The sequence below is a fragment of the uncultured Lutibacter sp. genome (assembly GCF_947493565.1).
GTDB classification, from domain to species: domain Bacteria; phylum Bacteroidota; class Bacteroidia; order Flavobacteriales; family Flavobacteriaceae; genus Lutibacter; species Lutibacter aestuarii.
The window spans coordinates 1-24,199 of record NZ_CANLRG010000011.1 but is presented as its reverse complement, the minus strand read 5'-3'; the positions used below and the strand labels follow the sequence as shown (position 1 = coordinate 24,199).

General features: G+C 30.3%; 19 protein-coding genes. 5 read left to right on the top strand and 14 right to left on the bottom strand.

The annotated features are described in order from the left end of the window. Window positions 1–3 precede the first annotated feature (3 nt). The 4 genes from Q0714_RS12925 to leuS form a co-directional block, all read right to left on the bottom strand. Complete coding sequence (locus tag Q0714_RS12925; protein ID WP_298265722.1) at window positions 4–1,458, bottom strand: ATP-binding protein; 1,455 nt, start codon at window positions 1,456–1,458, stop codon at window positions 4–6. An 84-nt stretch (window positions 1,459–1,542) separates the two neighbouring features. Beyond that, a complete protein-coding gene (locus tag Q0714_RS12920) occupies window positions 1,543–2,307 on the bottom strand; it encodes a hypothetical protein (RefSeq protein ID WP_298265720.1) in 765 nt (254 codons plus the stop codon). Then, a complete protein-coding gene (locus Q0714_RS12915; RefSeq protein ID WP_298265718.1) occupies window positions 2,307–2,564 on the bottom strand; it encodes a SemiSWEET family sugar transporter in 258 nt (85 codons plus the stop codon). Before Q0714_RS12915 ends, Q0714_RS12920 begins: the two co-directional genes overlap by 1 nt. Before the next feature lie 8 nt (window positions 2,565–2,572). Further along, window positions 2,573–5,386: a leucine--tRNA ligase gene (gene leuS, locus Q0714_RS12910; protein WP_298265716.1), complete on the bottom strand. Its 2,814-nt coding sequence runs from the start codon at window positions 5,384–5,386 to the stop codon at window positions 2,573–2,575. Between the two features lie 121 nt (window positions 5,387–5,507). On the opposite strand from leuS, the gene Q0714_RS12905 reads away from it, so the two are divergent. Further along, entirely contained in the window at window positions 5,508–6,278 is a 771-nt protein-coding gene (locus Q0714_RS12905; protein ID WP_298265715.1) for a patatin-like phospholipase family protein, read from the top strand. 108 nt (window positions 6,279–6,386) lie between these two features. Further along, window positions 6,387–7,301, top strand: coding sequence for a DMT family transporter (locus Q0714_RS12900; protein ID WP_298265712.1), 915 nt, complete (start codon window positions 6,387–6,389; stop codon window positions 7,299–7,301). A 1-nt stretch (window position 7,302) separates the two neighbouring features. On the opposite strand, the gene Q0714_RS12895 is transcribed toward Q0714_RS12900, so the two are convergent. Then, entirely contained in the window at window positions 7,303–8,226 is a 924-nt protein-coding gene (locus Q0714_RS12895) for a 2-dehydropantoate 2-reductase (protein ID WP_298265711.1), read from the bottom strand. A 29-nt stretch (window positions 8,227–8,255) separates the two neighbouring features. Next, window positions 8,256–9,026: a transporter gene (locus tag Q0714_RS12890; protein ID WP_298265709.1), complete on the bottom strand. Its 771-nt coding sequence runs from the start codon at window positions 9,024–9,026 to the stop codon at window positions 8,256–8,258. Window positions 9,027–9,103: 77 nt separating this feature from the next. Between Q0714_RS12890 and Q0714_RS12885 the strand changes: the two genes are divergently transcribed. Together Q0714_RS12885 and Q0714_RS12880 are read left to right on the top strand one after the other, a co-directional pair. Beyond that, window positions 9,104–9,760, top strand: a complete 657-nt coding sequence (locus Q0714_RS12885; RefSeq protein WP_298265707.1) for a metal-dependent transcriptional regulator — start codon at window positions 9,104–9,106, stop codon at window positions 9,758–9,760. A gap of 3 nt (window positions 9,761–9,763) precedes the next feature. Continuing rightward, window positions 9,764–10,585 (top strand): ZIP family metal transporter, encoded by an 822-nt coding sequence (locus Q0714_RS12880; protein ID WP_298265705.1) that lies wholly within the window; start codon window positions 9,764–9,766, stop codon window positions 10,583–10,585. A 119-nt stretch (window positions 10,586–10,704) separates the two neighbouring features. On the opposite strand, the gene feoB is transcribed toward Q0714_RS12880, so the two are convergent. From feoB to Q0714_RS12860, 3 genes are all read right to left on the bottom strand, one after another. Continuing rightward, window positions 10,705–12,816, bottom strand: coding sequence for a ferrous iron transport protein B (gene feoB, locus Q0714_RS12870; protein ID WP_298265701.1), 2,112 nt, complete (start codon window positions 12,814–12,816; stop codon window positions 10,705–10,707). 10 nt (window positions 12,817–12,826) lie between these two features. Further along, window positions 12,827–13,054, bottom strand: a complete 228-nt coding sequence (locus tag Q0714_RS12865) for a FeoA family protein (RefSeq protein WP_298265700.1) — start codon at window positions 13,052–13,054, stop codon at window positions 12,827–12,829. 70 nt (window positions 13,055–13,124) lie between these two features. Next, window positions 13,125–13,802, bottom strand: coding sequence for an SCO family protein (locus Q0714_RS12860; protein WP_298265698.1), 678 nt, complete (start codon window positions 13,800–13,802; stop codon window positions 13,125–13,127). Between the two features lie 162 nt (window positions 13,803–13,964). Here Q0714_RS12860 and rseP point away from each other — a divergent pair, with 162 nt between their 5' ends. Further along, the gene (rseP, locus tag Q0714_RS12855) at window positions 13,965–15,281 is read left to right on the top strand and encodes an RIP metalloprotease RseP (protein WP_298265696.1); all 1,317 of its coding nucleotides are present in this window, start codon (window positions 13,965–13,967) and stop codon (window positions 15,279–15,281) included. A 228-nt stretch (window positions 15,282–15,509) separates the two neighbouring features. Here the strand turns inward: rseP and Q0714_RS12850 are convergent, their stop codons facing one another. The 5 genes from Q0714_RS12850 to Q0714_RS12830 form a co-directional block, all read right to left on the bottom strand. Beyond that, window positions 15,510–18,047 (bottom strand): DPP IV N-terminal domain-containing protein, encoded by a 2,538-nt coding sequence (locus Q0714_RS12850; RefSeq protein ID WP_298265693.1) that lies wholly within the window; start codon window positions 18,045–18,047, stop codon window positions 15,510–15,512. Window positions 18,048–18,209: 162 nt separating this feature from the next. Continuing rightward, a complete protein-coding gene (locus Q0714_RS12845) occupies window positions 18,210–18,488 on the bottom strand; it encodes a F0F1 ATP synthase subunit epsilon (RefSeq protein ID WP_298265691.1) in 279 nt (92 codons plus the stop codon). A 13-nt stretch (window positions 18,489–18,501) separates the two neighbouring features. Continuing rightward, complete coding sequence (atpD, locus tag Q0714_RS12840; protein ID WP_298265689.1) at window positions 18,502–20,010, bottom strand: F0F1 ATP synthase subunit beta; 1,509 nt, start codon at window positions 20,008–20,010, stop codon at window positions 18,502–18,504. 173 nt (window positions 20,011–20,183) lie between these two features. Continuing rightward, complete coding sequence (locus Q0714_RS12835) at window positions 20,184–23,099, bottom strand: TonB-dependent receptor (RefSeq protein WP_298265687.1); 2,916 nt, start codon at window positions 23,097–23,099, stop codon at window positions 20,184–20,186. A 297-nt stretch (window positions 23,100–23,396) separates the two neighbouring features. After that, complete coding sequence (locus tag Q0714_RS12830; protein ID WP_298265685.1) at window positions 23,397–24,095, bottom strand: hypothetical protein; 699 nt, start codon at window positions 24,093–24,095, stop codon at window positions 23,397–23,399. Window positions 24,096–24,199: the final 104 nt, after the last annotated feature.

The following is a 24,199-nucleotide window of genomic DNA, read 5'->3' as shown; positions in this document are numbered from 1 at the left end:
ATGTTATTTTTTAGGTATTATTATTTTAAATACAGTTCCTTTATTTATTTGAGAAGTAAAATCAATAGTTCCATTATAAGCTTCTACAATATTTTTTACCATTCCTAAACCTAAGCCCATTCCACTAGATTTTGTAGTGAATTTTGGTTCAAATACTTTTTCTTTGTCTTCTATTGAAATTCCTTTACCATTATCGGCTACAATTATAATCACCTGCTCATTTTTTTCAGAAACTGTTACCTCAATTTTTTTGTTTTCTACTTCTATTAAAGCTTGAGTTGCATTTTTAACCAAATTGGTAACAATTCTTATCAATTGAGTTTTATCTAATTCAGCAATAATTACTTCTTTATCTGAAAAATAAGAAATATAATCTTCCGCAAAAATATCTAGAGCATATTTAACAACTTCAACTACATTTAGTTCTTCTCTATTTTGAGTTGGCATTTTTGCAAAATTTGAAAAAGCTGAAGCAATAGAACTCATTGTGTCAATTTGTTGAATCAACGTTTTACTAAATTCATTGATTTTTTCATAAATTTTTGGATCATTTGGATCGAACTTACGTTGAAAACTTTGAACTGTTAATCGCATTGGGGTTAATGGATTTTTTATTTCATGAGCTACTTGCTTTGCCATTTCACGCCAAGCTTGTTCTCGTTCACCTTTTGCCAATTTTACTGCGCTTTCTTCTAATTCATCAATCATTTCGTTATAAGCACTAACTAGTGTGTACATCTCAGCACTAGCATCTTTTAAAAATATTTTTTCGTTACGCCTATTTAAACCAGTTAAGCTCATTTTGTCAGTCACCGCTTTTATAGAACGTGTAATGTAGCTAGAAATAAAATAAGCTAAAATAATTGCAATTAAAAACATTAATAAATATACATACGCCATTCTAATTAAAAACTCTTGTAAATCTTTGTCTTGCGCTGTATTATCTTGTAAATATCTTAAATTTAAAATTCCAATAGGTTTAAATTTATTATCTGTTATATAAGAATAAGAAGATTGAAAGCTATTTCCTTCAATGGTTTTAATATTAATATACCTATGCTTAAAGCTATTCATTAGGTTATTGATAATTGTATCAGATAAATTAGAAAGCGCATCACTTTTCACAAATCCAGATTGAGTACCAATGGCCATATTTCCTTTTAAATCATAAATATTGATTTCTAATTTCTCAATGGCTGAAATTTCGTGGATTTTATCTTTAAAAATATTGTATAAATTGTGCTCATCTACAGGGAAAGTATTCCCTCTTTCTAACCAAAAATTAATAGATGCTTTTACCGATTCTTCTTTTCTTTCTAATCGTCCTTGATTGTATTCGTCTGTTTGTTCTTTATATTGATAAATGGTTACTGCTGCAATTAAAATTGAAGCCAACAATATCAACAAAATCATTGCTAAAAAAATTCGAATTCGTAATGAAAGATGTTTTAGTTTCATACTTAATTTTGAAGTAAATATACTTAATAAATTTAAGGGTAAGAAACAATAAGTATACCAGTAACTTAGTTTAAAATATAAAAATTACTTCTTGTTTTTATTTTTAATTTTTCTAATTGTAGGAGAGGTTAAATAGAATAGGTAAAATCCTGAAAGTATGGTTGCTATTCCTAAGACTGAAAATACTCTAAGCACCCAATTTGTAATATGGTCTCTAGTAGAATAATCCATCGTATGCAACATCCACAAAAAGTCAAAACGTCTCCAGTTATTATTTCTTACACTGGTTATTTGCCCTAATTCAGTAGCAACATAAACAATGGTTTCAGATGGATGATTTAAAGTGAAAGCAAAAGCCGGCAAAGGTTTTCCTCTATATTCATGATGTTTTCCAACAGTATTTTTTTCAATAAATTCAGTTTTTAAAATACGTTGAGTTGAATCTTTTAACCGTTGTTTTACTAATTTTAAACATTCACTTTTAGAAAATGGTGGATGAATACTCCCTGTTATTGGAGAAATTAATTTGGTTTTTAAAACTGTTTCTTTAAAAAAATTAAATTGAATTAAAGGCTCTTCAAAAGCTTCAATAAGTTGTACAGAATGAATGGAGTCTATCTCTTTTGCCTTTTTTAATGAATCAACACCTTTTTGAAAAACATCAAAATTAATATTCTTAAAATATTTTTTATTTTGTTTAAGTAAGGTTTCTCCGTGTACATCATCCATATTATTCCAACTAAAATACAAACCTCCTAGTGTCCAAAATAAAAATTGAATTCCAATAAAAATACCTAAGTAACGATGAATTTTTTGGAGATTATAATTCTTATTATTTCGAAATTTCACTATTGATGTTTAATTTTTAGAATAATTAATAGTAATGCTAAAATTCCAGTAATAATATTCGACACTATCATGGCCAAACTATTTAAATGGAATCCATAAATTAACCACAACATAATTCCTATAAAAAATATAAGGTACATTGGTAATGATAAACTTTCGGTAGATTTAGTTTTCCAAGCTTTATACACTTGTGGAACAAAAGCTGACGTCGTTAAAAAGGCAGCTACTAAACCTACTATTTCGAAAGTATCTATCATTTAAATTTTTACCCTACAATATTTATAATTTTTCCAGGTACAATAATCACTTTTTTAGGAGTTCTCCCTTGCAATTGATCTTGTGTTTTTTGATGTGCCAAAACTGTTTTTTCAATATCTTCTTTACTCATATCTAATGGCAGTTCTAATTTGAAACGCATTTTACCATTAAATGAAACTGGATATTCTTTACTGCTTTCTACCAAATGTTGGGCTTCAAAAATAGGGAAATCTTCTGTAGCTACAGAAGATGTATGTCCTAATTTATGCCATAATTCTTCAGCAATATGTGGTGCATAAGGTTCAATAATAATGGCTAAAGGTTCTAAAATTGCACGTTTATTGCATTTTAAAGCTGTTAATTCATTTACCGCAATCATAAATGTTGAAACCGATGTGTTGAATGAAAAATTAGCGATATCTTCTTCAACTTTTTTAATGGTTTTATGCAATGTTTTTAATTCATCCTTTGTTGGTGCATCATCAGAAACTGAGAACTCCCCATTAACAATGTACAATTTCCATAATTTTTTTAAGAAACTATACACCCCTGAAATACCTGAAGTTTTCCAAGGCTTAGATTGTTCTAATGGCCCTAAAAACATTTCAAATAAACGCAAACTATCTGCTCCGTATTCTTCACAAATTTCATCTGGATTTACTACATTGTACTTAGATTTGGACATTTTTTCCACTTCACGCCCAACAATGTATTTTCCATCTTCTAAAATAAATTCTGCTTCTTTATATTCTTCTCTCCAGTTTTTAAAAGCCTCTATATCTAATTCATCTGAAGCATTTACAAAAGAAACATCTGAATGGATTGGCTGAACTTTAAAATTTGACTTTAACCCTTTTGAAACAAATTTATTTTCACCTTCAACACGATATACAAAAGCACTAGTTCCAGTAATCATTCCTTGGTTAATGAGTTTTTTTGCATATTCATCGGTAGGTACAAAACCTCTATCGAACATAAATTTTTGCCAAAAACGAGAGTATAATAAATGCCCTGTTGCGTGCTCGCTACCACCAATGTATAAATCTACATCTTGCCAATAGTTAATGGCTTCTTTAGAAAACATTTCCTCGTTATTATTAGCATCCATATAACGATTAAAGTACTGCGAACTTCCTGCCCAACCTGGCATAGTATTTAATTCTAACGGAAAAATAGTTTCACCGTTAATCAAATCAATACTTACAACTTCATTTTTAACAGTATCCCAAGCCCAAACAGTTGCATTTCCTAATGGTGGTTTTCCATCTTCTGTAGGTAAATACTTTTCTACTTCTGGTAACACAATTGGTAAATACTTTTTGCTTATCATTTGTGGCAAGCCATTTTTATAATATACTGGAAATGGTTCTCCCCAATAACGCTGACGACTAAAAACGGCATCGCGTAAACGATAGTTTATTTTTCCATAACCAATTCCTTTTTGTTCAATTTCGTATATAATACGTTTCATGGCTTTTTTATACGTTAAGCCATTTAAGAAATCTGAATTTGCAATTTTAATTCCTTCTTTAGTTGAACATGCCTCGTTAGAAATATCTACTCCTTCAAAAATATTAGGTATTTCAATATTAAAATGTTTCGCAAAAGCATAGTCACGCTCGTCTCCACAAGGTACAGCCATTACGGCTCCAGTACCATAGCTTGCTAATACATAATCGCCAATCCAAATTTGCACCTTTTCACCAGTAAACGGATGCAATGCATACGCTCCAGTAAAAATTCCAGAAATGGTTTTTACATCCGCCATTCTATCTAATTCACTACGTTTTGCAGTTGCTTTTACATAAGCTTCAACTGCTTCTTTTTGCTGTGGCGTAGTAATTTTTGAGACCAATTCATGCTCAGGAGCCAAGGTCATAAAACTCACACCATAAATTGTATCAGGACGCGTAGTAAACACCTCTATTTCAGCATCAAAATCAGCAACTTTAAATGATACCATAGCACCTTCTGAACGCCCAATCCAATATGTTTGAGCATCTTTTAACGGCTGTGGCCAATCAATTTTATCCAAGCCATCTAATAACCGTTGTGCGTAAGCAGTAATTCTCATACTCCATTGCTTCATTTTTTTTCTAACAACAGTATGTCCACCACGTTCAGAAACGCCATTTACAATTTCATCATTAGCTAATACTGTTCCTAAAGCAGGACACCAGTTTACTTCTGTTTCCGATAAAAATGTTAGTCTGTATTTTAATAATATTTTTTGTTGTTCCTCTTCAGAATAGTTTTTCCAATCTTCAGCAGAAAAAACAGCTGTATCTTCGTCGCAAGCTGCATTTATTTTACTGTTTCCTTCAGTTTCAAAAATTTGAATTAATTCGGAAATAGCTCTGGCCTGATTTGCTTCATTGCAATAGTAAGATTCAAATAATTGAATAAAAATCCATTGCGTCCATTTATAATAATTTGGATCTGAAGTTCTTACTTCTCTAGACCAATCGAATGAAAAACCTATTTTATCTAATTGTTTTCTATAAGTAGCAATATTTGCTTCTGTAGTAATTGCAGGATGTTGTCCAGTTTGAATAGCATATTGTTCTGCTGGTAAACCAAAAGAGTCATAGCCTTGAGGATGCATCACATTAAATCCTTTATGACGTTTGTACCTAGCATATATGTCAGAAGCTATATATCCTAAAGGATGACCCACATGCAATCCTGCCCCCGATGGATATGGAAACATATCTAACACATAAAATTTAGGTTTATCTGAGGTATTTTCAGCTTTAAAAGTTTGATTATCTGCCCAAAATTTCTGCCATTTTGCTTCAATTTCTCTAAAATTGTATTCCATGCTATCTGTTCCTTTTTAAAAGCGCAAAGTTACGTTTTATATATATAATTATAAAGCGTATTTTTACAGAACAAAAATTAATTAAACTCAGATAACAAGTACTCTAATTTTTAACGCTATTATGGAAAAAGAAATTGGTTTAGTACTCTCTGGTGGAGGAGTGAGAGGAATTGCCCACATTGGTTTTTTAAAAGTTTTACTTGAAAACAATATTGTTCCAACTCAAGTTTCAGGCACCAGTGCTGGCGCTTTAGTTTCAGCTTTATATGCTGCTGGATATCAACCTGAAGAAATGTTGTTGTTTTTTAAACAAACTCCTTTATTAAAACTATCATTATATGCTTTAAATAAGCCTGGAATTATGGATAGTGAAAAATACATTACTTTTTTTAAAAAATATTTTCCCGAAGATTCTTTTGAAAGTTTAAAAAAACCTTTAACCATTACAGCTACAAACTTATTAAATGGAACGTTAGATTTTTTTAATTCTGGACAACTTATAAAACCATTGATTGCCTCTTGTGCATTACCTCCTATTTTTTCACCTATTGAAGTGAATGGAAATTTATATTCCGATGGCGGTGTTCTAAATAATTTTCCTATTGAACCTTTAAAAGATACGTGTTCAATAATATTAGGAAGTTTTGTAAACCCAATTGAAGAAATTGATAAAACTGAGATTAACTCATCTATGAAATTAATGTATAGAGTATACCATATTGGCTTAGATGCTAGTAATATTAAAAAATTTTCAGAATGCAATTATGTATTCTCCCCAAAAAATATTGATAAAGTTGGTGTTTTGGACGCTAATGGTATAGACAAAGCTTATAAAATTGGTTATGAATATGCAAAACAAGAAACTGAAACTATTTTAGAAGCTTTAAAGTAATTATTCTTCTTTTTTAGATGAAGTAAAACATTATAAAAAGGTAAAATAATACCTATTTATTGTTTTAGTTATTTGTACTTTTCCAAAAAAATTAATTCATATTTAAATTTGAGTACTAATAATTACAAAGCTCATTTAGCACTTCTTGGAGCCAACATAATATATGGAGCCAATTTTTTAATAGCTAAAGGATTAATGCCAAATTACTTTAAACCTTCTGGTTTGGTTTTATTAAGAGTTTTTACTGCTGGTATCTTGTTTTGGATTGTTAAACAATTTGTTAAAGAAAAAGTTGAAAAAAAAGATTTTATACTACTAGCTTTTTGTGGGCTCTTTGGAGTTTCAACAAATATGCTTCTTTTTTTTCACGGACTTAGTTTAACTTCCCCTATTGATGCTTCAATTATTATGACAACAACTCCTGTAATTGTTTTAATATTAAGTGCTTTTATTTTAAAAGAAAGAATTACCCTCAATAAATATTTAGGCATTTTAATTGGTGGTATAGGAGCTGTGTTATTAATATTGTATGGAAAAACTGCGGAAGGAACAAGTTCGTTTTTAGGAAATTTATTTGTTTTTTTAAATGCTTGCTCTTATGGTTTATATTTGGTATTTGTAAAACCATTGATGAAAAAATATAAAGCCATTACAGTTATTAGCTGGGTGTTTTTATTTGGGTTTCTTTTTGTACTTCCCTTTGGATTAAAAGATTTAATCACTACAAATTTTAGTGTATTTACTACCAACACCTATTTAGCATTAACATTTGTAATTATTGGAACCACCTTTTTAACTTATTTATTTAATATTTATGCACTAAGCCATGTACCTCCTTCGGTAAATGGAAGCTATATTTATTTACAACCTGTTTTAAGTTTTATAATAGTAAGTATTTATGCCTACTCATTTGGGCATGATAAATATGCACAAGACATTAATTTAATTAAAATACTAAGCTGTTTTATGGTAATTATTGGAGTTTATATGATTAGTAAAAAATCAAAAATTAAAGTTTCTTAAACTATTCTCTAGCTCTTTTTTCTTGAGGTAATAAACAATTATAAATAAAGGAGTTTATAGGTGTTGGAACTCCTAACTTTTCACCAAGTTTAACAATGGTTCCATTTTGTGCTTCTAACTCTGATGGTTTTCCCTCCATAATATCACGCTGCAAAGATGCTGTTGTAATATAAGGTTGGCTTTCAATAATTTTAAACTGTTTTTCAATACTTTTTTCTGGTAAATTAATATGTAGAACCTTAGCTATTGCTAAAACTTCTTCAGCGGCTTTGTACATTAATAATTTTATTTCAACATTCTCTAACATTTCTCCTATGGTTGAACGTGTTAATGCTCCCATACCACTCACCGTTGTTATAAATAAAAATTTAGTCCAAATTTCCGTTTGAATATCTTCTGTAAGGGTTGTTTTAAATCCTGCCTTTAAAAACAACTCTTCTAATTTCAATGCTCTCTTCGTTTTTTTATTGTCAAGTTCTCCAAAAACAATAGTTGGCTCATAAGAAACATGATTTACCACACCATAATCTTCAATCATACTTACTATTTTACACAATCCGCCAAGTACATGTTTTTTATCAATTACTGAACATAATATATTTTGATTTTCAACACCATTTAATAATGGAATTACCATAGTGTTCTTCCCTAGATGAGGTTTAATCTCTTTTGCTACTTCTTGTAATTGCCAAGTTTTAACACCAATTAAAATAAGATCTATATCTTTAACTTTTGAAATAGAATCAACAGCATTTGCTGGATGTACTAAATAATTACCTTTAATACTTTTTAATTGCAATCCATGTTGTTGAATGGTCTGTAAGTGTTTACCTCTCGCAATAAACGTAACATTATTCCCTGCTTGTTCCAATCGTGCTCCAAAATAACCGCCAACACCTCCTGTACCATAGATAACTATATTCATTTTATTGGGTTTTACTCAAAAATAATAAATTACAAATTCTTTTTTGTTAAAAAGTTATCAATTTTCCAGCTAAAACCAGTTGAAAAATAATTCATCTTATTATTCAATCCTGTACCATAAGAAACATCTAGTTGTAAATTTGGATTTACTAAAAATGTAAAACCCATATTAAAATTAGTTTCAATTTGATTTTGTTCAGCCCAACTACCATAAGGTTCTATATAAACACCAATAGTATTGGAAATTGAATACCCTAAAACCAATGAATATGTTAATGAATTTTCTTTTTCTACAAAGCTATATCCAATATTATAACCCAATCCAATTTTTGAGGTTAAATTATGAGAAATAGCCAGTTTATTAATAAAACCTGTACTATTGGTTGTCAATTCTTTAGTTGCAGTAGGAATTAAAAAATGTGTTAAAAATGCAATTTTAATATTTTGATCAATTTTATTTAAAACTTGAAATTTAACTCCAAATTCAAAATCATTAAATCCACTATATTTTTCATTCAAACCTATTAAGTTAACTTCAGTAGTTTCATAATGTGAAGCCATTCTTAATTCAATACTGTTAGTAATTCCATATCTAATTAAAATTGAAGGAGCTATAAATTTATTGATAGATTCTTCGTTATCAACAAAATAAAGGACGCCACTTTCAATTTGAAAGTTTTTTTTCTCAATGGTTACAGAAGATTCTGTTTGATCTGGTCTATCCGTTACAATTTCCTGAGCAAATAAGTTTTGACTAGCTATTAAAATAAAAAGCAAAAGTATTTTTTCAGTGGTATTCATTCGTAAATATTTTTGCAAACCTATTATATTTTTTAGACTTATCTAAATATTTTATTATATTTGCCTAAACAAACCTTATGTTAAGTCAAACAGAAGAAAATTATTTAAAAGCTATTTATAGTATTGGGTTACATACTGGAAAAAGTGTGAGCACCAATAATATTGCTGAAGAATTAGACACCAAGGCCTCATCAGTTACAGATATGATTAAAAAATTATCAGAAAAAAAATTGGTAGACTATAAAAAATATCAAGGCACTAACCTTACTTCTAAAGGAAAACAAATTGCTGTAAAAATTGTTAGAAAACACCGCTTATGGGAAGTTTTTTTAGTAAATAATTTAAACTACGCTTGGGATGAAGTACACGATTTAGCTGAACAATTAGAACATATAAAATCAGACACTTTAATTAACAAACTTGAAGAATTTTTAGAGTTTCCTACCCACGATCCACATGGAGATCCTATACCAGATAAGGAAGGAAATATAGAACATCATAAAAACGTAATGCTTTCCTCTATTGAAGAAAATAACACTTGTAAGGTTTTAGGTGTAAAAGACTCTTCTTCTGCTTTTTTAAAATTCTTAGATTCTAAAAAAATAACTTTAGGGAGTAGTATTAAAGTAATCTCCAAAGAAGAGTTTGACAATTCAATTACTATAGAAATTAATAACGAATTATTTTCAATATCACATCTTATATCAAAAAATTTATTTGTAAAAAAAATATAACTAATGGAACAAATTATTAATTACTTTGAAAGTATTAATCCCATTTTAGCCGCGTTTTATGCAACAATTTTCACTTGGGGTTTAACAGCTTTGGGAGCTGCACTTGTATTTTTATTTAAAGGTATGAATCGTGCTGTTTTAGATGGAATGCTTGGATTTACAGGTGGAGTTATGGTAGCAGCTAGTTTTTGGAGCTTATTAGCTCCTGGAATTGAAATGAGCCCTGGAGAAGGCTTTATTAAAGTAATACCAGCTGTTGTAGGTTTTGCATTAGGGGCACTTTTTTTATTTGGTTTAGATAAAGTGCTTCCTCATTTACATGTAAACTTTAAAGAATCAGAAAAAGAAGGTGTAAAAACTCCTTGGCATAGAACAACTTTATTAGTTTTAGCAATTACGCTACATAACATTCCTGAAGGACTTGCAGTTGGAGTTTTATTTGGAGGAGTTGCAGCTGGATTTGATGGAGCAACTATTGGTGGAGCAGTGGCTTTAGCTATAGGTATTGGATTACAAAACTTTCCAGAAGGCTTTGCAGTGTCTATGCCAATCAGAAGGCAAGGTTTAAGTAGATGGAAAAGCTTCTTATATGGTCAATCTTCTGCAATTGTCGAACCTATTGCAGCAGTAATAGGAGCTTGGGCTGTAATGACTTTTCAACCAATTTTACCTTATGCACTTTCTTTTGCAGCTGGGGCAATGATATTTGTTGTAGTTGAAGAAGTTATTCCTGAAACTCAAAGAGATAAATATACAGATATTGCCACGCTTGGTTTTATTGGAGGGTTTATTATTATGATGACATTGGATGTTGGTTTGAGTTAAAACAAACTAACAACTACAATTTGAATCACAATTAGTATTCTTTTTAGATTTAAAAAAATATTTTTTCACTAAAAAAGCAATGGCTAGACCTACTGATATATATACTAAAATATCTTGCATTAACTTAAAATATTAAATGTTATAACAGAAACAATATAAGCTAAAGCCCCCATACCAGTAACTTGTAATAAAGGCCATTTCCAACTTTTAGTTTCACGCTTAACAATTGCTAAAGTACCTATACATTGCATAGCAAATGCATAAAAAAGAAGTAGCGACATTCCTGTAGCAAAATTGAACCTTTTTTTACCAGTTACTGGATTCACTTCAGCTGCCATACGCTGTTTAATTGTTCCAACATCTTCACCTTCGCTTTCTACACTATAAATAGTTGCTAATGCACCAACAAAAACTTCACGAGCTGCAAAAGAACTTATCAAAGCAATACCAATTTTCCAATCGTACCCCATCGGTTTTATAACTGGTTCAATAGTTTTTCCCATAGTTCCAATATACGATTTCTCCAATTTATAAGATGCAATCTTTTTTTGAAGTGCTTCTTCAGATAAATTTTTAGAAGATGGCTCAGCCTTCACAATTTGTTCTGCATTTGTAAAGGAATCCGATCCATTAGATGCTAAAAACCATAATACAATTGACAATGCTAATATAATTTTCCCAGCTCCAAAAATAAAAGCCTTTGTTTTCTCAACTACTTCATAAAAAACATTTTTTACAGATGGTAATTTATAATTTGGCATTTCAATTACAAAAAAACTTCTGCTTTTTATTTTTAGCACTTTATGAAGCAATATTGCTGATAAAATTGATGCAGTAAATCCTAACAAATACAAGCCCATTAATGTTAAACCTTGTAAATTAAAAATACCTAGCACACGTTTACTTGGTATAATTAATGAAATAAGAATGGCATATACAGGTAAACGAGCCGAACAGGTAGTAAAAGGCACTACTAAAATAGTAATTAAACGCTCTTTCCAATCGCTTATATTTCTAGAGGCCATAATAGCTGGTATAGCACAGGCAGTTCCTGAAATTAATGGGATAACACTTTTACCACTCATTCCAAATTTACGCATTATTTTGTCCATTAAAAATACCACTCTACTCATATAACCTGTTTCTTCTAAAACAGAAATAAATAAAAATAAAATGGCAATTTGAGGGATAAAAATTAAAACTCCACCAATACCAGGAATTACTCCTTCTGCAATTAAATTGGTAAAAGTACCTGGCGGTAAATTATTTTTAGCCAACTCACTTAAACTTGCAAAAACGGTATCAATTAAATCCATTGGGAAACTAGCCCATTCAAATATTGATTGAAAAATCAACAATAAAATGGTTGCAAAAATTACATAACCAAAAATTTTATGAGTTAAAATTCTATCTAATTTTGAACGTAAATCAGTAGCGATAGTTTTGTCAACCTTATACGTCTTTTTTAAAATCTTGTTAATAATTTGATACCTGTAAATAGTTTCTTTATGTTGATACTTTTTAATTTTATCGATGTTTTTTTTAAAAGAATCAATTTTAATGTGTTGATTTTCTGATAAAAAATGACAATTAGGTTGTTGAGTAATTAATAACCAAGATTTGTATAACGAATTTCCAGAAAACTCAGATTTCAATTCATTAAAAAAATTAGGGTCAATTTTTTCTGAAATATTTGCAAGTGTTTCTGTATCCCAATTTTTATAATTTTGAAGCTCTTTTTTTAAAGTATCTATTCCAATATTTTTTCTAGAACTTATTAAAACTACTTCAGATTTTAATTCTTTTTTTAAAGCTTCAACATTGATAGAAATTCCTTTTCTATCCATTTGATCAACCATATTAATAGCTAAAATGGTTGGAATTTTTAAATCTTTAATTTGAGAAAACAATAATAAATTCCGTTTTAAATTTTCAACCTCAGCTACTACAACTACAGCATCTGGGAATGCTTGATTGTTTTCATTTAAAAGCGTATCTAATACAATTGTTTCATCTAAAGTTGAAGGATTGATACTGTAGGTTCCCGGTAAATCAATAATTTCGGCTGTTAAAGTTTCAGAAATTTTACATTTTCCTTGTTTTTTATCAACAGTAATCCCAGGATAGTTTCCAACTTTTTGTTTTAATCCAGTAAGTTGATTAAATAATGACGTTTTTCCAGTATTGGGATTTCCAACTAAAGCTATATTAATCACCGAATTATTTTTCATTATGTTATTACTATAGCTTTGTAATATTTATTAGATTGGCCATATCTTTTCTAATGGCTAAATGGCTTCCGTTTACTTTTATATATAATGGATCTTTTAATGGAGCAACTTGTAATAGTTTTACTTTTTTCCCAGGTAAACATCCCATTTCTAATAGGTTTAAAGGGATAACATCTAAACAAAAATCTTCTATAACTCCAACTTCTCCAATTCGTAAACTTCCAATAGTATCTCCCATTATTAAGAATAATTATAAATAATGAGCAAATATACTAAATTAGAATGATTCTAAACAATGACAATTGTCATTAATCTAAATATTCATTTTTTAAAATCTTAATATCAGCTATAAGTCTTTGAATATCATCTAAATCAGTCCCATCATAATACCCTCTTATTTGTCTTTTTTTATCAACTAAAACAAAATTTTCGGTATGAATAAAATCTTGCAACCCTCCATCTCCTTCATCCAAAACAGCAAAATAACTTTTACGAGCTAGTTCATAAATATGCTTTTTAGTACCAGTAGTAATATTCCATTTTGAATCAATTACTCCTTTTTTAATTGCATATTCTTTTAAAATAGGAACGCTATCCATAACTGGAGTCACAGAATGAGACAAAAATTTAATATCATCATCATCTTTAAATACTTCTTGTAGCTTTCCCATATTGTTAGTCATTACTGGACAGATAGTCATACATCTAGTAAAGAAAAAATCTGCTACATAAATTTTGTTTTTATAATCTTCTTGTGTAATTGTATCTCCATTTTGATTGATTAATTTGAAATCTAACACTTTATGATTTCTTCTAATGTGCAACAAACTTTCATCTACTAATTTCGGATTTACATCTGCCGGATTGTATATAGGTAATTTTTTTTCAGGTGTTAAAAGTGTATATATTGCGTAGATCATAATTACCGAAAATAGCCCCATAATGACCAAGGTTGGAAAAGATTTTTTAAAAAATTGAGTGTCCATTGTTTCAAAAAGTTTAAAACACAAATTTAGCACAAATTGATAGGATACTTGGTGTACTATTTTAAAACTTTGTTAAAACCTTTAACAACCTAATTAATCTGTTTTTACAACTGTATTTAAAAACGTACATTTGTGCGATTTTAGTTAATTGAAAATACATATATGGAAATAATAATAAAGGCATCACAATTTATTTTAAGTTTATCATTTTTAATCGTATTGCACGAGTTAGGGCACTTTATTCCCGCAAAATTATTTAAAACTCGTGTAGAAAAATTTTACTTATTTTTTGATTATAAATTCTCTTTATTTAAGAAAAAAATTGGTGATACTGTTTATGGAATTGGATGGATTCCTTTAGGAGGATATGTGAAAATATCTGGGATGATTGATGAAAGTATGGATACTGAGCAAATGAAACAACCAGCTCAACCTTGGGAATTTAGATCTAAACCAGCTTGGCAACGTTTAATAATAATGCTTGGAGGTGTTATTGTAAACTTTTTTTTAGGTATTGTAATTTATATCATGATTACTTTTGTTTGGGGTGTAGAATTTGTAAAGCCAGAAAATGTTAAAAATGGTTTTGCTGTTCATGAAACATTCAAACAATATGGCTTTAAAGATGGAGATAAAATTATCAAATTTAATGGTGCCGAACCATTAGATGTTACAGATATAAATAAACATTTATTTTTAAGAGATATTACATCTTTAGAAGTAATACACGAAGATGGTATTAATGAAACTATAGCAATTCCAGAAGATATTGGAGAAGTTATGTGGCAAAATGGTGTTATGGAACCTTTTGAGGTTAGAACCACTGCTGTAATTGATACTGTTGTTGTGGATTCTCCTGCAGACAAAGCAGGGTTGTTAAAAAATGATAAAGTTATTTCTGTAAACAATGTTCCTGTAAACTATTGGAATGAATTCACACAATTAGTGCTAAATTCAAAAGAAAATATTGCTATTACTGTAGACAGAAATGGAAGCCATAAAACTATTGATGTTACACCAAATGAAAATCGAACTATCGGGGTTTCAACATCTAAAATGCGTGGAGTAAAAGTAGAGCACAAACAGTATAGTTTTTTAGAAAGTATTACCAAAGGAAATTCTTTAGCTATTTGGACTTTGAAAGATTATATCACCCAATTTAAATACGTTTTTACAAAAAAAGGAGCTACTAGTATTGGCGGGTTTATAGCCATAGGAAATATTTTCCCTTCTACTTGGAGTTGGAAATCGTTTTGGGGAATTACAGCCTTTTTATCAATTATGCTTGGTTTTATGAATTTACTACCTATACCTGCTTTAGATGGAGGGCATGTGGTGTTTACTTTATATGAAATGATTTCAGGTAGAAAACCAAATGATAAATTTTTAGAATATGCTCAAATCACAGGATTTTTAATTTTAATTGCTTTACTTATTTTGGCCAATGGAAACGATATTGTAAAGCTTTTTAGCAAATAAAAAAGAATCTTCATTAATAAATATTTATAAAACACTAAGAAAAATCTTGGTGTTTTTTATGAAGAATATACTTAAAACTCTACCTAAACACCATAAATTATAATAACATAATACTCTTTAAACTATACTTTAGAACAATTTATATATTAATAGTAAACCTATATAACAACTAAAAAAGGCTTATTCAAAATTTGAATAAGCCTTTCTTTTAGAAACATTATGGTTTAATTATTTTTTTGGTTTATCTCTATTCATTTCAATAATATCAACATTTGAAGCTTCTACTCCTAAAAAGTATTTGCTAAAGTGATCTGCACGTAACCAAAATGAATACTCTGTCATTCTACCAAATCCATGACGTTGTCCTGGCATAATCATAAATTTGAATCGCTTATTAGCTTTAATTAAAGCGTCAGCCATTCTAATAGTTCCTCCAGGATGTACATTGTTATCAACATCGCCATGAATTAACATTAAGTGTCCTTTTAGATTCGCCGCTAAAGATTGATTTTTATCAATACTATATTTGTATCTAATATTTCCATCGGCATCAAGTTCTTCTTTTACCCCATGATGTGTTTCACTCCACCAACTATTATACATTGAGTTATCGTGATTTCCTGCAGAAGATACAGCTGCTTTAAAAAAGTCTGGATATACTAACATTGCAGCGGTTGACATAAATCCTCCTCCAGAGTGACCATAAATACCTACTTTATTAATATCAATAAACTGATATTTATCTGCCAATTGCTCAGCTACGTACTTTTTATCAGCTAAACCATAATCTCTCAAATTTCCATACCCATAATTATGGTACCATTTCGAACGATCTGGATGTCCTCCTCTATTTCCCATCGTAACAACAATAAATCCAACTTGTGCCATTCTATCTAAACGATCCATTCTAACGGAAAAAGATTTATTTACGGCTTCAGTTTGCGGACCTGGATATACGTACTCTAATAATGGATACACTTTTGTGGAATCAAAATCAAAAGGTTTATACATTACACCATAAATATCTGTAATACCATCATCAGCTTTCATTTTAAAGGTTTCAGGGAATTTATACCCTGTAGCGAATAATTGCGATAAGTCTGCCTCTTCTAGCTTCATTATCAAACTTCCGTTATTACTTCTTAATTCAGATTTTGGAACAGTATTAACTCTTGAATAATTACTTACAAAATAATTATTAGAATCTGATAGGCTAGTACTTGTGGTAAAATCACCTTTATTTAAAGTTTTTAAACCTGTACCGTCTAAATTAATTCTGTATAAGTGTTCATAATAAGGATCGATGTTTCTATCTACACCATTAGCTGTAAAATATAATACACGTTCTTTTTCATCAACATTTTCAATGTTAGCCACGTGGTATGACCCATTGGTGACTTGCTTTTTTAAATTCCCTTTAGTATCATACAAATAGACGTGTGCCCAACCATCACGCTCAGCCCAATGCAACATTTCGGTTTCATTATTAAATAACACTAATGGTCTAGCTTCAATATAAGTATTGAATCGTTCTTTAACCAAAACGGTAACATCTCCCGTATTAATGTCAGCCACACAAATATCTAATTTCTTTCGATCTCTACTGATAGTACTGAAATATACATTTCCTTTTTTAGATAATAATAATGATGGTTGAAAATCATCATCATAGTTAGATTTTTTTCTAGGAGCTCTGTATACCGTTAAACTTTGTTGTTTTACAGTATCTAATTTTATTTTGTTAACATCTTTAGATGGAATATCAAAAATTAACAATTCACTTTTATAATATTCTTGTTCACCTGGCATATGGTATTTATACGTTTCTAAGGTCGGTCTTTTTTTAGAAACCGAATTAATTACCCATAAATCTTTTATATGACGTGAATCTGTTCTTTGGAAAACAAATTTTTTGGAATCATGTGACCATGTTCCCCAAATAGCCTTCCTGTCATCTTTCTTTTCTTCTTTGGTCTCATTGTTTTCACCTCTAGATCCACCACCATATCCATAATATTCTTCTCCATCTTTTGTCCATTGATGTTCCACAATAGTTGTGTCTTTTTCATCTTTAACAGCCTTTAAAAAATTCTCTTTATCCATCCAATGTAAATTGAAATTTTTAGAGAATAATACAATAGAACTGTCTGGAGCTACGTTTGCCCAACGCAGCCATTTTTTTTCATCTTTTTTAGTATCTAAAATGGTTAGCTTATTATCTCCTAACTTATACTCTAAGTGATAAACCTTCTTTTCCATTTTAGGTTTCTTTTTCTTAACTTTTTTTACTTTTGTTGAATCGTTTTCAATTATTTTTTTGTCATCATCTTTTTCATCTTCAACAACTTCAACCTCTTCAGTAGCAGTTACTCTAAAACGAATGGCTGTTTCGTTTTTCACAAACTTAAAACTAAATTTAGGTAAATGTTGAGCATCATATGGATCTTTGGTAATTTCGGTTAACCATTTTGCCATTTTCTCATTATCAAATAATTTGATTCTAGTTCTTCTATCTGCATCAACCAAATAATAATTAGAGCCTTCAGACGTTTTATATTGATACCAGAAACGATTTCCTTTTTTTAACCAATGTGGATTAACTCTTGTAGAGTGCACTAGTTTTGCAAGATTTTCTGGTGAAAACTTATCTGCCAATCTATAATTTGGAGTTGGCACTTTTTTAGTTGTTTGCTCGTTAACATATAGTTGTGCTGAGACTATACTTGAGCTCATAACTATTGTAAATAATAATAGGGTTTTTCTCATAATATAATTTAGGTTAATTTTAGATATAAAAACAGTAAAGTTCTCTATTTACACTAACATAACAAACCCTTAAAAAAATTTTATTATTTTTTTAACAATTAAACAAAAAAAATCCTCGTTGTACAACGAGGATTTAAATTTATATAGCTTATTGAAACTTTTTTAATCTGCAAGTATAATTACCTTATTTTCTTTCATTTCAATAGTTCCACTTTTAATAGGTAAAGTATACTCTTCTTTAGTATTGGTAAATTTATTTTCAAATTGCTCTTCAATTTTCACATTTTCACCTTTAAATTTTATAATACCTTCAACAAGTAATGAAACTATAGGTGCGTGATTATTTAACATTTGAAATTCACCATTAATACCTGGCACTGAAATTACATCTACATCAGTGTGTAATAACGTTGCTTCTGGTGTTACAATTTCTAAAATCATTTTTTTAGTTTTTTTAAGCTTCTGCTAACATTTTTTCACCTGCATCAATTGCATCTTGGATAGATCCTCTTAAGTTAAATGCTGCCTCTGGATATTTATCTAACTCACCGTCCATAATCATATTAAATCCTTTAATAGTATCTTTAATATCAACTAATACACCTGGAATACCTGTAAATTGTTCTGCTACGTGGAAAGGCTGAGATAAAAAACGTTGTGCTCTACGAGCTCTATGAACTACTAATTTATCTTCTTCAGATAGTTCTTCCATTCCTAAAATAGCAATAATATCTTGTAATTCTTTATAACGTTGCAATAACTCTTTTACTCTTTGAGCGCAATTGTAATGCTCATCTCCTAAAATGTCTGCAGTTAAAATTCTTGATGTAGAATCTAATGGATCTACAGCAGGATAAATACCTAACTCGGCAATTTTACGAGATAATACCGTTGTTGCATCTAAGTGCGCAAATGTTGTTGCTGGAGCTGGATCTGTTAAATCATCTGCAGGTACATATACCGCTTGTACCGATGTAATTGACCCATTTTTTGTTGAAGTAATACGCTCCTGCATAGCACCCATTTCAGTTGCTAATGTTGGTTGATAACCTACCGCTGATGGCATACGCCCTAATAAAGCTGATACTTCAGAACCCGCTTGAGTAAAACGGAAAATATTATCTACGAAAAATAATACATCTTTTCCTTGTCCTTCTCCTGCGCCATCACGGAAATATTCTGCAATTGTTAAACCTGATAAAGCAACACGTGCACGTGCTCCTGGAGGTTCATTCATTTGTCCAAAAACAAAAGTTGCTTTAGATTCTTTCATTCCAGCTTTATCAACTTTGGTTAAATCCCATCCTCCATCTTCCATAGAGTGCATAAAATCATCACCATATTTAATAATACCAGATTCTAGCATCTCTCTTAAAAGGTCGTTTCCTTCACGTGTTCTTTCTCCAACACCTGCAAAAACAGATAACCCTCCGTGACCTTTAGCAATATTATTAATTAACTCTTGAATTAATACGGTTTTACCTACACCGGCTCCACCAAACAATCCAATTTTACCTCCTTTTGCGTAAGGTTCAATTAAGTCAATTACTTTGATTCCTGTATATAAAACTTCAGTTGAAGTAGATAAATCTTCAAATTTTGGAGCTTGACGGTGAATTGGCAATCCATTTTCACCTTCTTTTGGTAAGTTCCCTAAACCATCAATTGCATCTCCAATTACATTAAATAAACGCCCATAAATATCATCTCCAACAGGCATTTGAATTGCATTACCTGTTACAAAAACTTCAGTTCCTCTACTTAATCCATCTGTTGAATCCATTGAGATAGTTCTAACTGTGTCTTCACCAATATGAGATTGTACTTCTAATACTAAAATTGATCCATCTGTTTTTTTAATTTCTAATGAATCGTATAATTTTGGAAGCTCTACCCCAGATTCAAACTCAACGTCAATAACTGGACCAATAATTTGCGCAACTTTACCTGTAACCTTTGTCATTACTTTAACTATTTATTTTTTAGATATTTAATCTTTTGAGGTTAACCTCTTTTTTCGAAGTGCAAAGATAGTTTTTTGATTTAATTTTGAAAAAAATAAAATAAGTTTTTTTCAAAAAACAAACGCCCTAAAGATTTAGAGCGTTTATAGTATCATTTATAGATTGATAAATATTATGGATTGATTGTCCAAGAGGCAAAATATTGCGAACCTATTTTCCCGTTTCCAGGAGCACTCAAATATTCTTTACCTCCTAAATTGGCAGCCCCAATTTTAAAGGTAGATTTCCATTTAGAAACTGTATAATTTATTTGTGCATCCACTACCGTTTTGGCATCAATTATAGCATCTGCAAAAGAAGATTCCCACATATATTCATCATTCCAACGAACGTTGATATTAAACCCTAAGTTTTCAATTAAATTTTCGTTTCCAATTGAAAATTTCACTTTATGCTCTGGAGTGTTAAATCCAGCTTCATAATCAGGGTCAGTAGATTGATCAAAATCAAATTTCGCATACGTATAATTTAACCCTACATTATAATCACCAAATATTTTACTTGCTAAACCTATGCTACCACCATAAGAAGAAATATCTGCTTTTGAATTGGTATATACTTGAAATGGTTGGTAATCACCATTACCAATAGCAATTAAAGCTGCTGGAGTTGGACCTCCTAATTGCGCAGGTAAAGGTATGATGTCAGAAAAATCAACTTTACCATATAATGGAGACACTACAGTTTTATTACCTATAAAATCTTCATATTGATTGTAATAAGCACTAACATCTAAAGAAAATTTTCCAAAACCTGCTCTATAACCAACTTCATAAGCTGTAACTTTTTCAGGTTTTACATATTCAAAATTAGCTACTTTTAATAAGGATGGGTTTGGTGATCCTGCTGCAGCACTTGCTCCAAATGCATATAATGAAGCTAATGTATATGCATTTTCATAAGCAACTCTACCACTTAGTTGTACTGAGGAAGGAAACCCTAACATTTGAGCAGTACTACTTGTTTCAATTGGATTTGATGTATACCTGTCTAAATTATCTGGTGCAGAACCTACTAATATTGCTTGACCCGCATCTAGCCCAATATATTGATCTTGAGTTGTAGGATTTCTAAATCCTGTTTGAAAAGAAGCTCTTAAATTTCTTGTTTTACCTTGACCTAAAGAATAGGATACTGAAACTCTGGGTGATACATTTCCATCAAAGTTTTTAGCTTTATCATAACGAATAGAACCTGTAAATTTTAACCTGTCATCAATAAATTTCTTTTGCAGTTGCATGTATGCTCCATACTCATTATAATCTATTGCTCCATCATAATCAGTAAAAATTGTTCCTGATGAATTTAAAGAATACTGTCTCCAAGAACCTCCAACTTGTATTTCTGCGAAATCTACCACATCTGCAAAGTTATAATTACCATCTGCATGATATATTCTTGAATTGTCTTGAAATTTTGCACCAGTTATTAAACTTGGATCTGAAGTTACAGCCTTTAAAGCCTCTTTAAACTCTGGTGTTCCAGGCTGTAATGTAACTGTAGCATCCGCATATTGTCTAGCTCCAGCATGCAATTGAGAAGAAGCGGCTTGTACATCAGTCATAGATCCTCCACCTGCAAGTATTTGTCCTGCTGCTTGCGCATAAGCTCCCGCATAAGTTCCAAACCATTGAGATGCTGTTTGCTTATTTAAGTTTATTCCAGCAAAACGCATATCATAAGAATCTCCTGCATCTTCATCAGTCATATAAGCTCTTACAAAGAAATTATCATTTTTAATTTCTAATTTATGTTGCTGCATAAAAAAGTTATCTATTGAATACCTGTTAGCTCCTTGATAAATTGTATTTCCTTTTCCAAATTTTGCATTATAAATAATTTCTAAATCGTCTGCAAAAGGTCTGTAATGAAAAGCTATATCTACTTTTGCACTTTCAGCTACATAATCTGTTAAATCTCTTTCCTTATAACCTGTACGCGACACATTATCTTCAGGTAATATATTACTAGTCCCTGGAGGTAATTGACCTATTGATTCTAAATATTGTCCAACTCCTTTTAGATGTTTAAAAGAAGTTGCTCCTAATGTAACTTCATCACCATATACATTTAATTGATCAAATGCTGTTTGGTCACTAGTAACTGGAACAACAGTATCTGGATTCCCAGCTCCATTATCTAAATATTGATTATAGTCAGTTGCATACCATTCGGTACCTTTTAAAAATGAAAAAGAAGCTTTTGCAGCAAATTTATCGCTAAATTTATAAGCCATTCTAATTCCTGCATCCACAAAATTATTATCCCCTGCATCTTTAGATGAAGTTATTCCTGTTTTACCATATACACTTACACCTTCAGAATTAAATGGATTTTTGCTTGTCATAAATAAAATACCATTAAAAGCATTTGCTCCATACAAAGCAGAAGAAGCTCCAGGCAACAATTCTACAGTATTTACATCTAGCTCAGACATTCCTAACAAATTCCCCAAATTAAAGTTTAATGCTGGAGAAGAGTTGTCCATACCGTCTACCAACTGCATAAAACGTGTATTTGCAAATGTTGCAAAACCTCTTGTATTTACAGATTTAAATGTTAAACTATTAGTGTTTACATCTACTCCTTTTAAATTTTCCAATCCATCGTAAAATGTAGGAGACGAAGTATTTTTTATTTCTCTCACATCCATTCTTTCAATAGTTACTGGAGATTCCAAAATACGTTCAGGTGTTCTGGATGCCGATACAACTACTTCATCTAAAGCCGTTGCCGACTCTTCTAGAAGCACATTAACTTGTTGATTGTTTTGAGTAATTTCAACCTTAGCAGAAGAATACCCAATTAAAGAAATTTCTAAAGAAAAAGGCGGATTTTGAGCCACTTTTAAAGAAAAATTTCCATCAAAATCAGCTGTAGTTCCCATAGATTTTCCTACAACTTTAATATTAGCACCCGGAATTGGCTGCCCTGTTTTTGCTTCTTTTACGGTTCCTGTAATTGTGGTTTGGGCTACCATTACAGAACCTAAAAAAAGTGCAAAACAAACACTTAATAATTTTTTCATAATATCCTTTATAGTATTGATTAACATTTTTGCAAAATACAATTTTTTTCTAATTTTCTTAAAATTTGGTTAAAAAAAAGTAATTTGATAAAAATCAATGTTTAAATATTTCATTTTATTAATAATTTACAACTCTTCTTAAATATAATTTATTTCGAATTTACTTCATAAAATATCATATTTATACTCGAATAAATGTTCTTTAAACTTTAATTATTACTAATAATAAATAAGCATTTACATAAAAAAAGCTTCCAAATTAGAAGCTTTTTTTATAGGTTGTCAAATTATATTTATTTAATCCGTTTTAAAATTCCAAACTTGACCCTTGGTTTCTCCTCCTTTTCCATCTTTTACAACCACATACCAATAATAATTGGTGGAGGCATTTACAGCAACATTTAAGGTGGTTGTAGCTTGATTATTGCCTTCCATTACCATTGGAGGATTGGAAGTTCCAAAATAAACATCATACGTTAATGTGTCATTAGTATCCACATCACTTGCAGCCCATTCTAAAGAAGCAGTTGTTGTTTGTACTACCGAATTTAAAGCAGGTTTTACAAGTTCAGGAGAAAAAGGCAAGTGATTTACGACACCTTCTCCATAAGTATAAAACTTATAGGTTGTGGAATAACTACTTGATGCATTTTTACTGTCTGTAGCTTTGACTCTCCAATAATAAGCAATGTCTTCTACCAAAGGAACTGTTTGTGTTACACTTGCTGCTGTAAAGGTTTGTTTGTCTTCTGTAAAAGCACTATTTCTAGCCACTTCTATTTGATAAGTAATTGCATCTCCTTCTTGATCTGTTGAAGCATTCCATTTACATTCAACCGGGTTTTCTATGCACAATAAATTATTAGTTGGGTAAACTAATGTTGGTACAGTTGGTGCTTTATTGGTTGGTGTTGGATCTGGCGGATTATCTCCACCACCGCCTCCACAAGACCATAAAATACTACTTACTATTGTGAGATATAAATACTTTTTCATTATGGTTACTGTTTTATAATTTTTAGGGTTAAAGTTTCATCTAAATAAACTTTAGCAAGGTACAACCCTGTAGGTTTATTTTCAAGGTTTACTTGGATTTTTCC

Coding starts and splice junctions, on each gene's coding strand:
- Q0714_RS12925 (WP_298265722.1), bottom strand. CDS start 1,458: ATGAAACTAAAACATCTTTCATTACGAATTCGAATTTTTTTAGCAATG.
- Q0714_RS12915 (WP_298265718.1), bottom strand. CDS start 2,564: ATGATAGATACTTTCGAAATAGTAGGTTTAGTAGCTGCCTTTTTAACG.
- leuS (WP_298265716.1), bottom strand. CDS start 5,386: ATGGAATACAATTTTAGAGAAATTGAAGCAAAATGGCAGAAATTTTGG.
- Q0714_RS12905 (WP_298265715.1), top strand. CDS start 5,508: ATGGAAAAAGAAATTGGTTTAGTACTCTCTGGTGGAGGAGTGAGAGGA.
- Q0714_RS12895 (WP_298265711.1), bottom strand. CDS start 8,226: ATGAATATAGTTATCTATGGTACAGGAGGTGTTGGCGGTTATTTTGGA.
- Q0714_RS12890 (WP_298265709.1), bottom strand. CDS start 9,026: ATGAATACCACTGAAAAAATACTTTTGCTTTTTATTTTAATAGCTAGT.
- Q0714_RS12885 (WP_298265707.1), top strand. CDS start 9,104: ATGTTAAGTCAAACAGAAGAAAATTATTTAAAAGCTATTTATAGTATT.
- Q0714_RS12880 (WP_298265705.1), top strand. CDS start 9,764: ATGGAACAAATTATTAATTACTTTGAAAGTATTAATCCCATTTTAGCC.
- feoB (WP_298265701.1), bottom strand. CDS start 12,816: ATGAAAAATAATTCGGTGATTAATATAGCTTTAGTTGGAAATCCCAAT.
- Q0714_RS12865 (WP_298265700.1), bottom strand. CDS start 13,054: ATGGGAGATACTATTGGAAGTTTACGAATTGGAGAAGTTGGAGTTATA.
- Q0714_RS12860 (WP_298265698.1), bottom strand. CDS start 13,802: ATGGACACTCAATTTTTTAAAAAATCTTTTCCAACCTTGGTCATTATG.
- rseP (WP_298265696.1), top strand. CDS start 13,965: ATGGAAATAATAATAAAGGCATCACAATTTATTTTAAGTTTATCATTT.
- Q0714_RS12850 (WP_298265693.1), bottom strand. CDS start 18,047: ATGAGAAAAACCCTATTATTATTTACAATAGTTATGAGCTCAAGTATA.
- Q0714_RS12845 (WP_298265691.1), bottom strand. CDS start 18,488: ATGATTTTAGAAATTGTAACACCAGAAGCAACGTTATTACACACTGAT.
- atpD (WP_298265689.1), bottom strand. CDS start 20,010: ATGACAAAGGTTACAGGTAAAGTTGCGCAAATTATTGGTCCAGTTATT.
- Q0714_RS12835 (WP_298265687.1), bottom strand. CDS start 23,099: ATGAAAAAATTATTAAGTGTTTGTTTTGCACTTTTTTTAGGTTCTGTA.
- Q0714_RS12830 (WP_298265685.1), bottom strand. CDS start 24,095: ATGAAAAAGTATTTATATCTCACAATAGTAAGTAGTATTTTATGGTCT.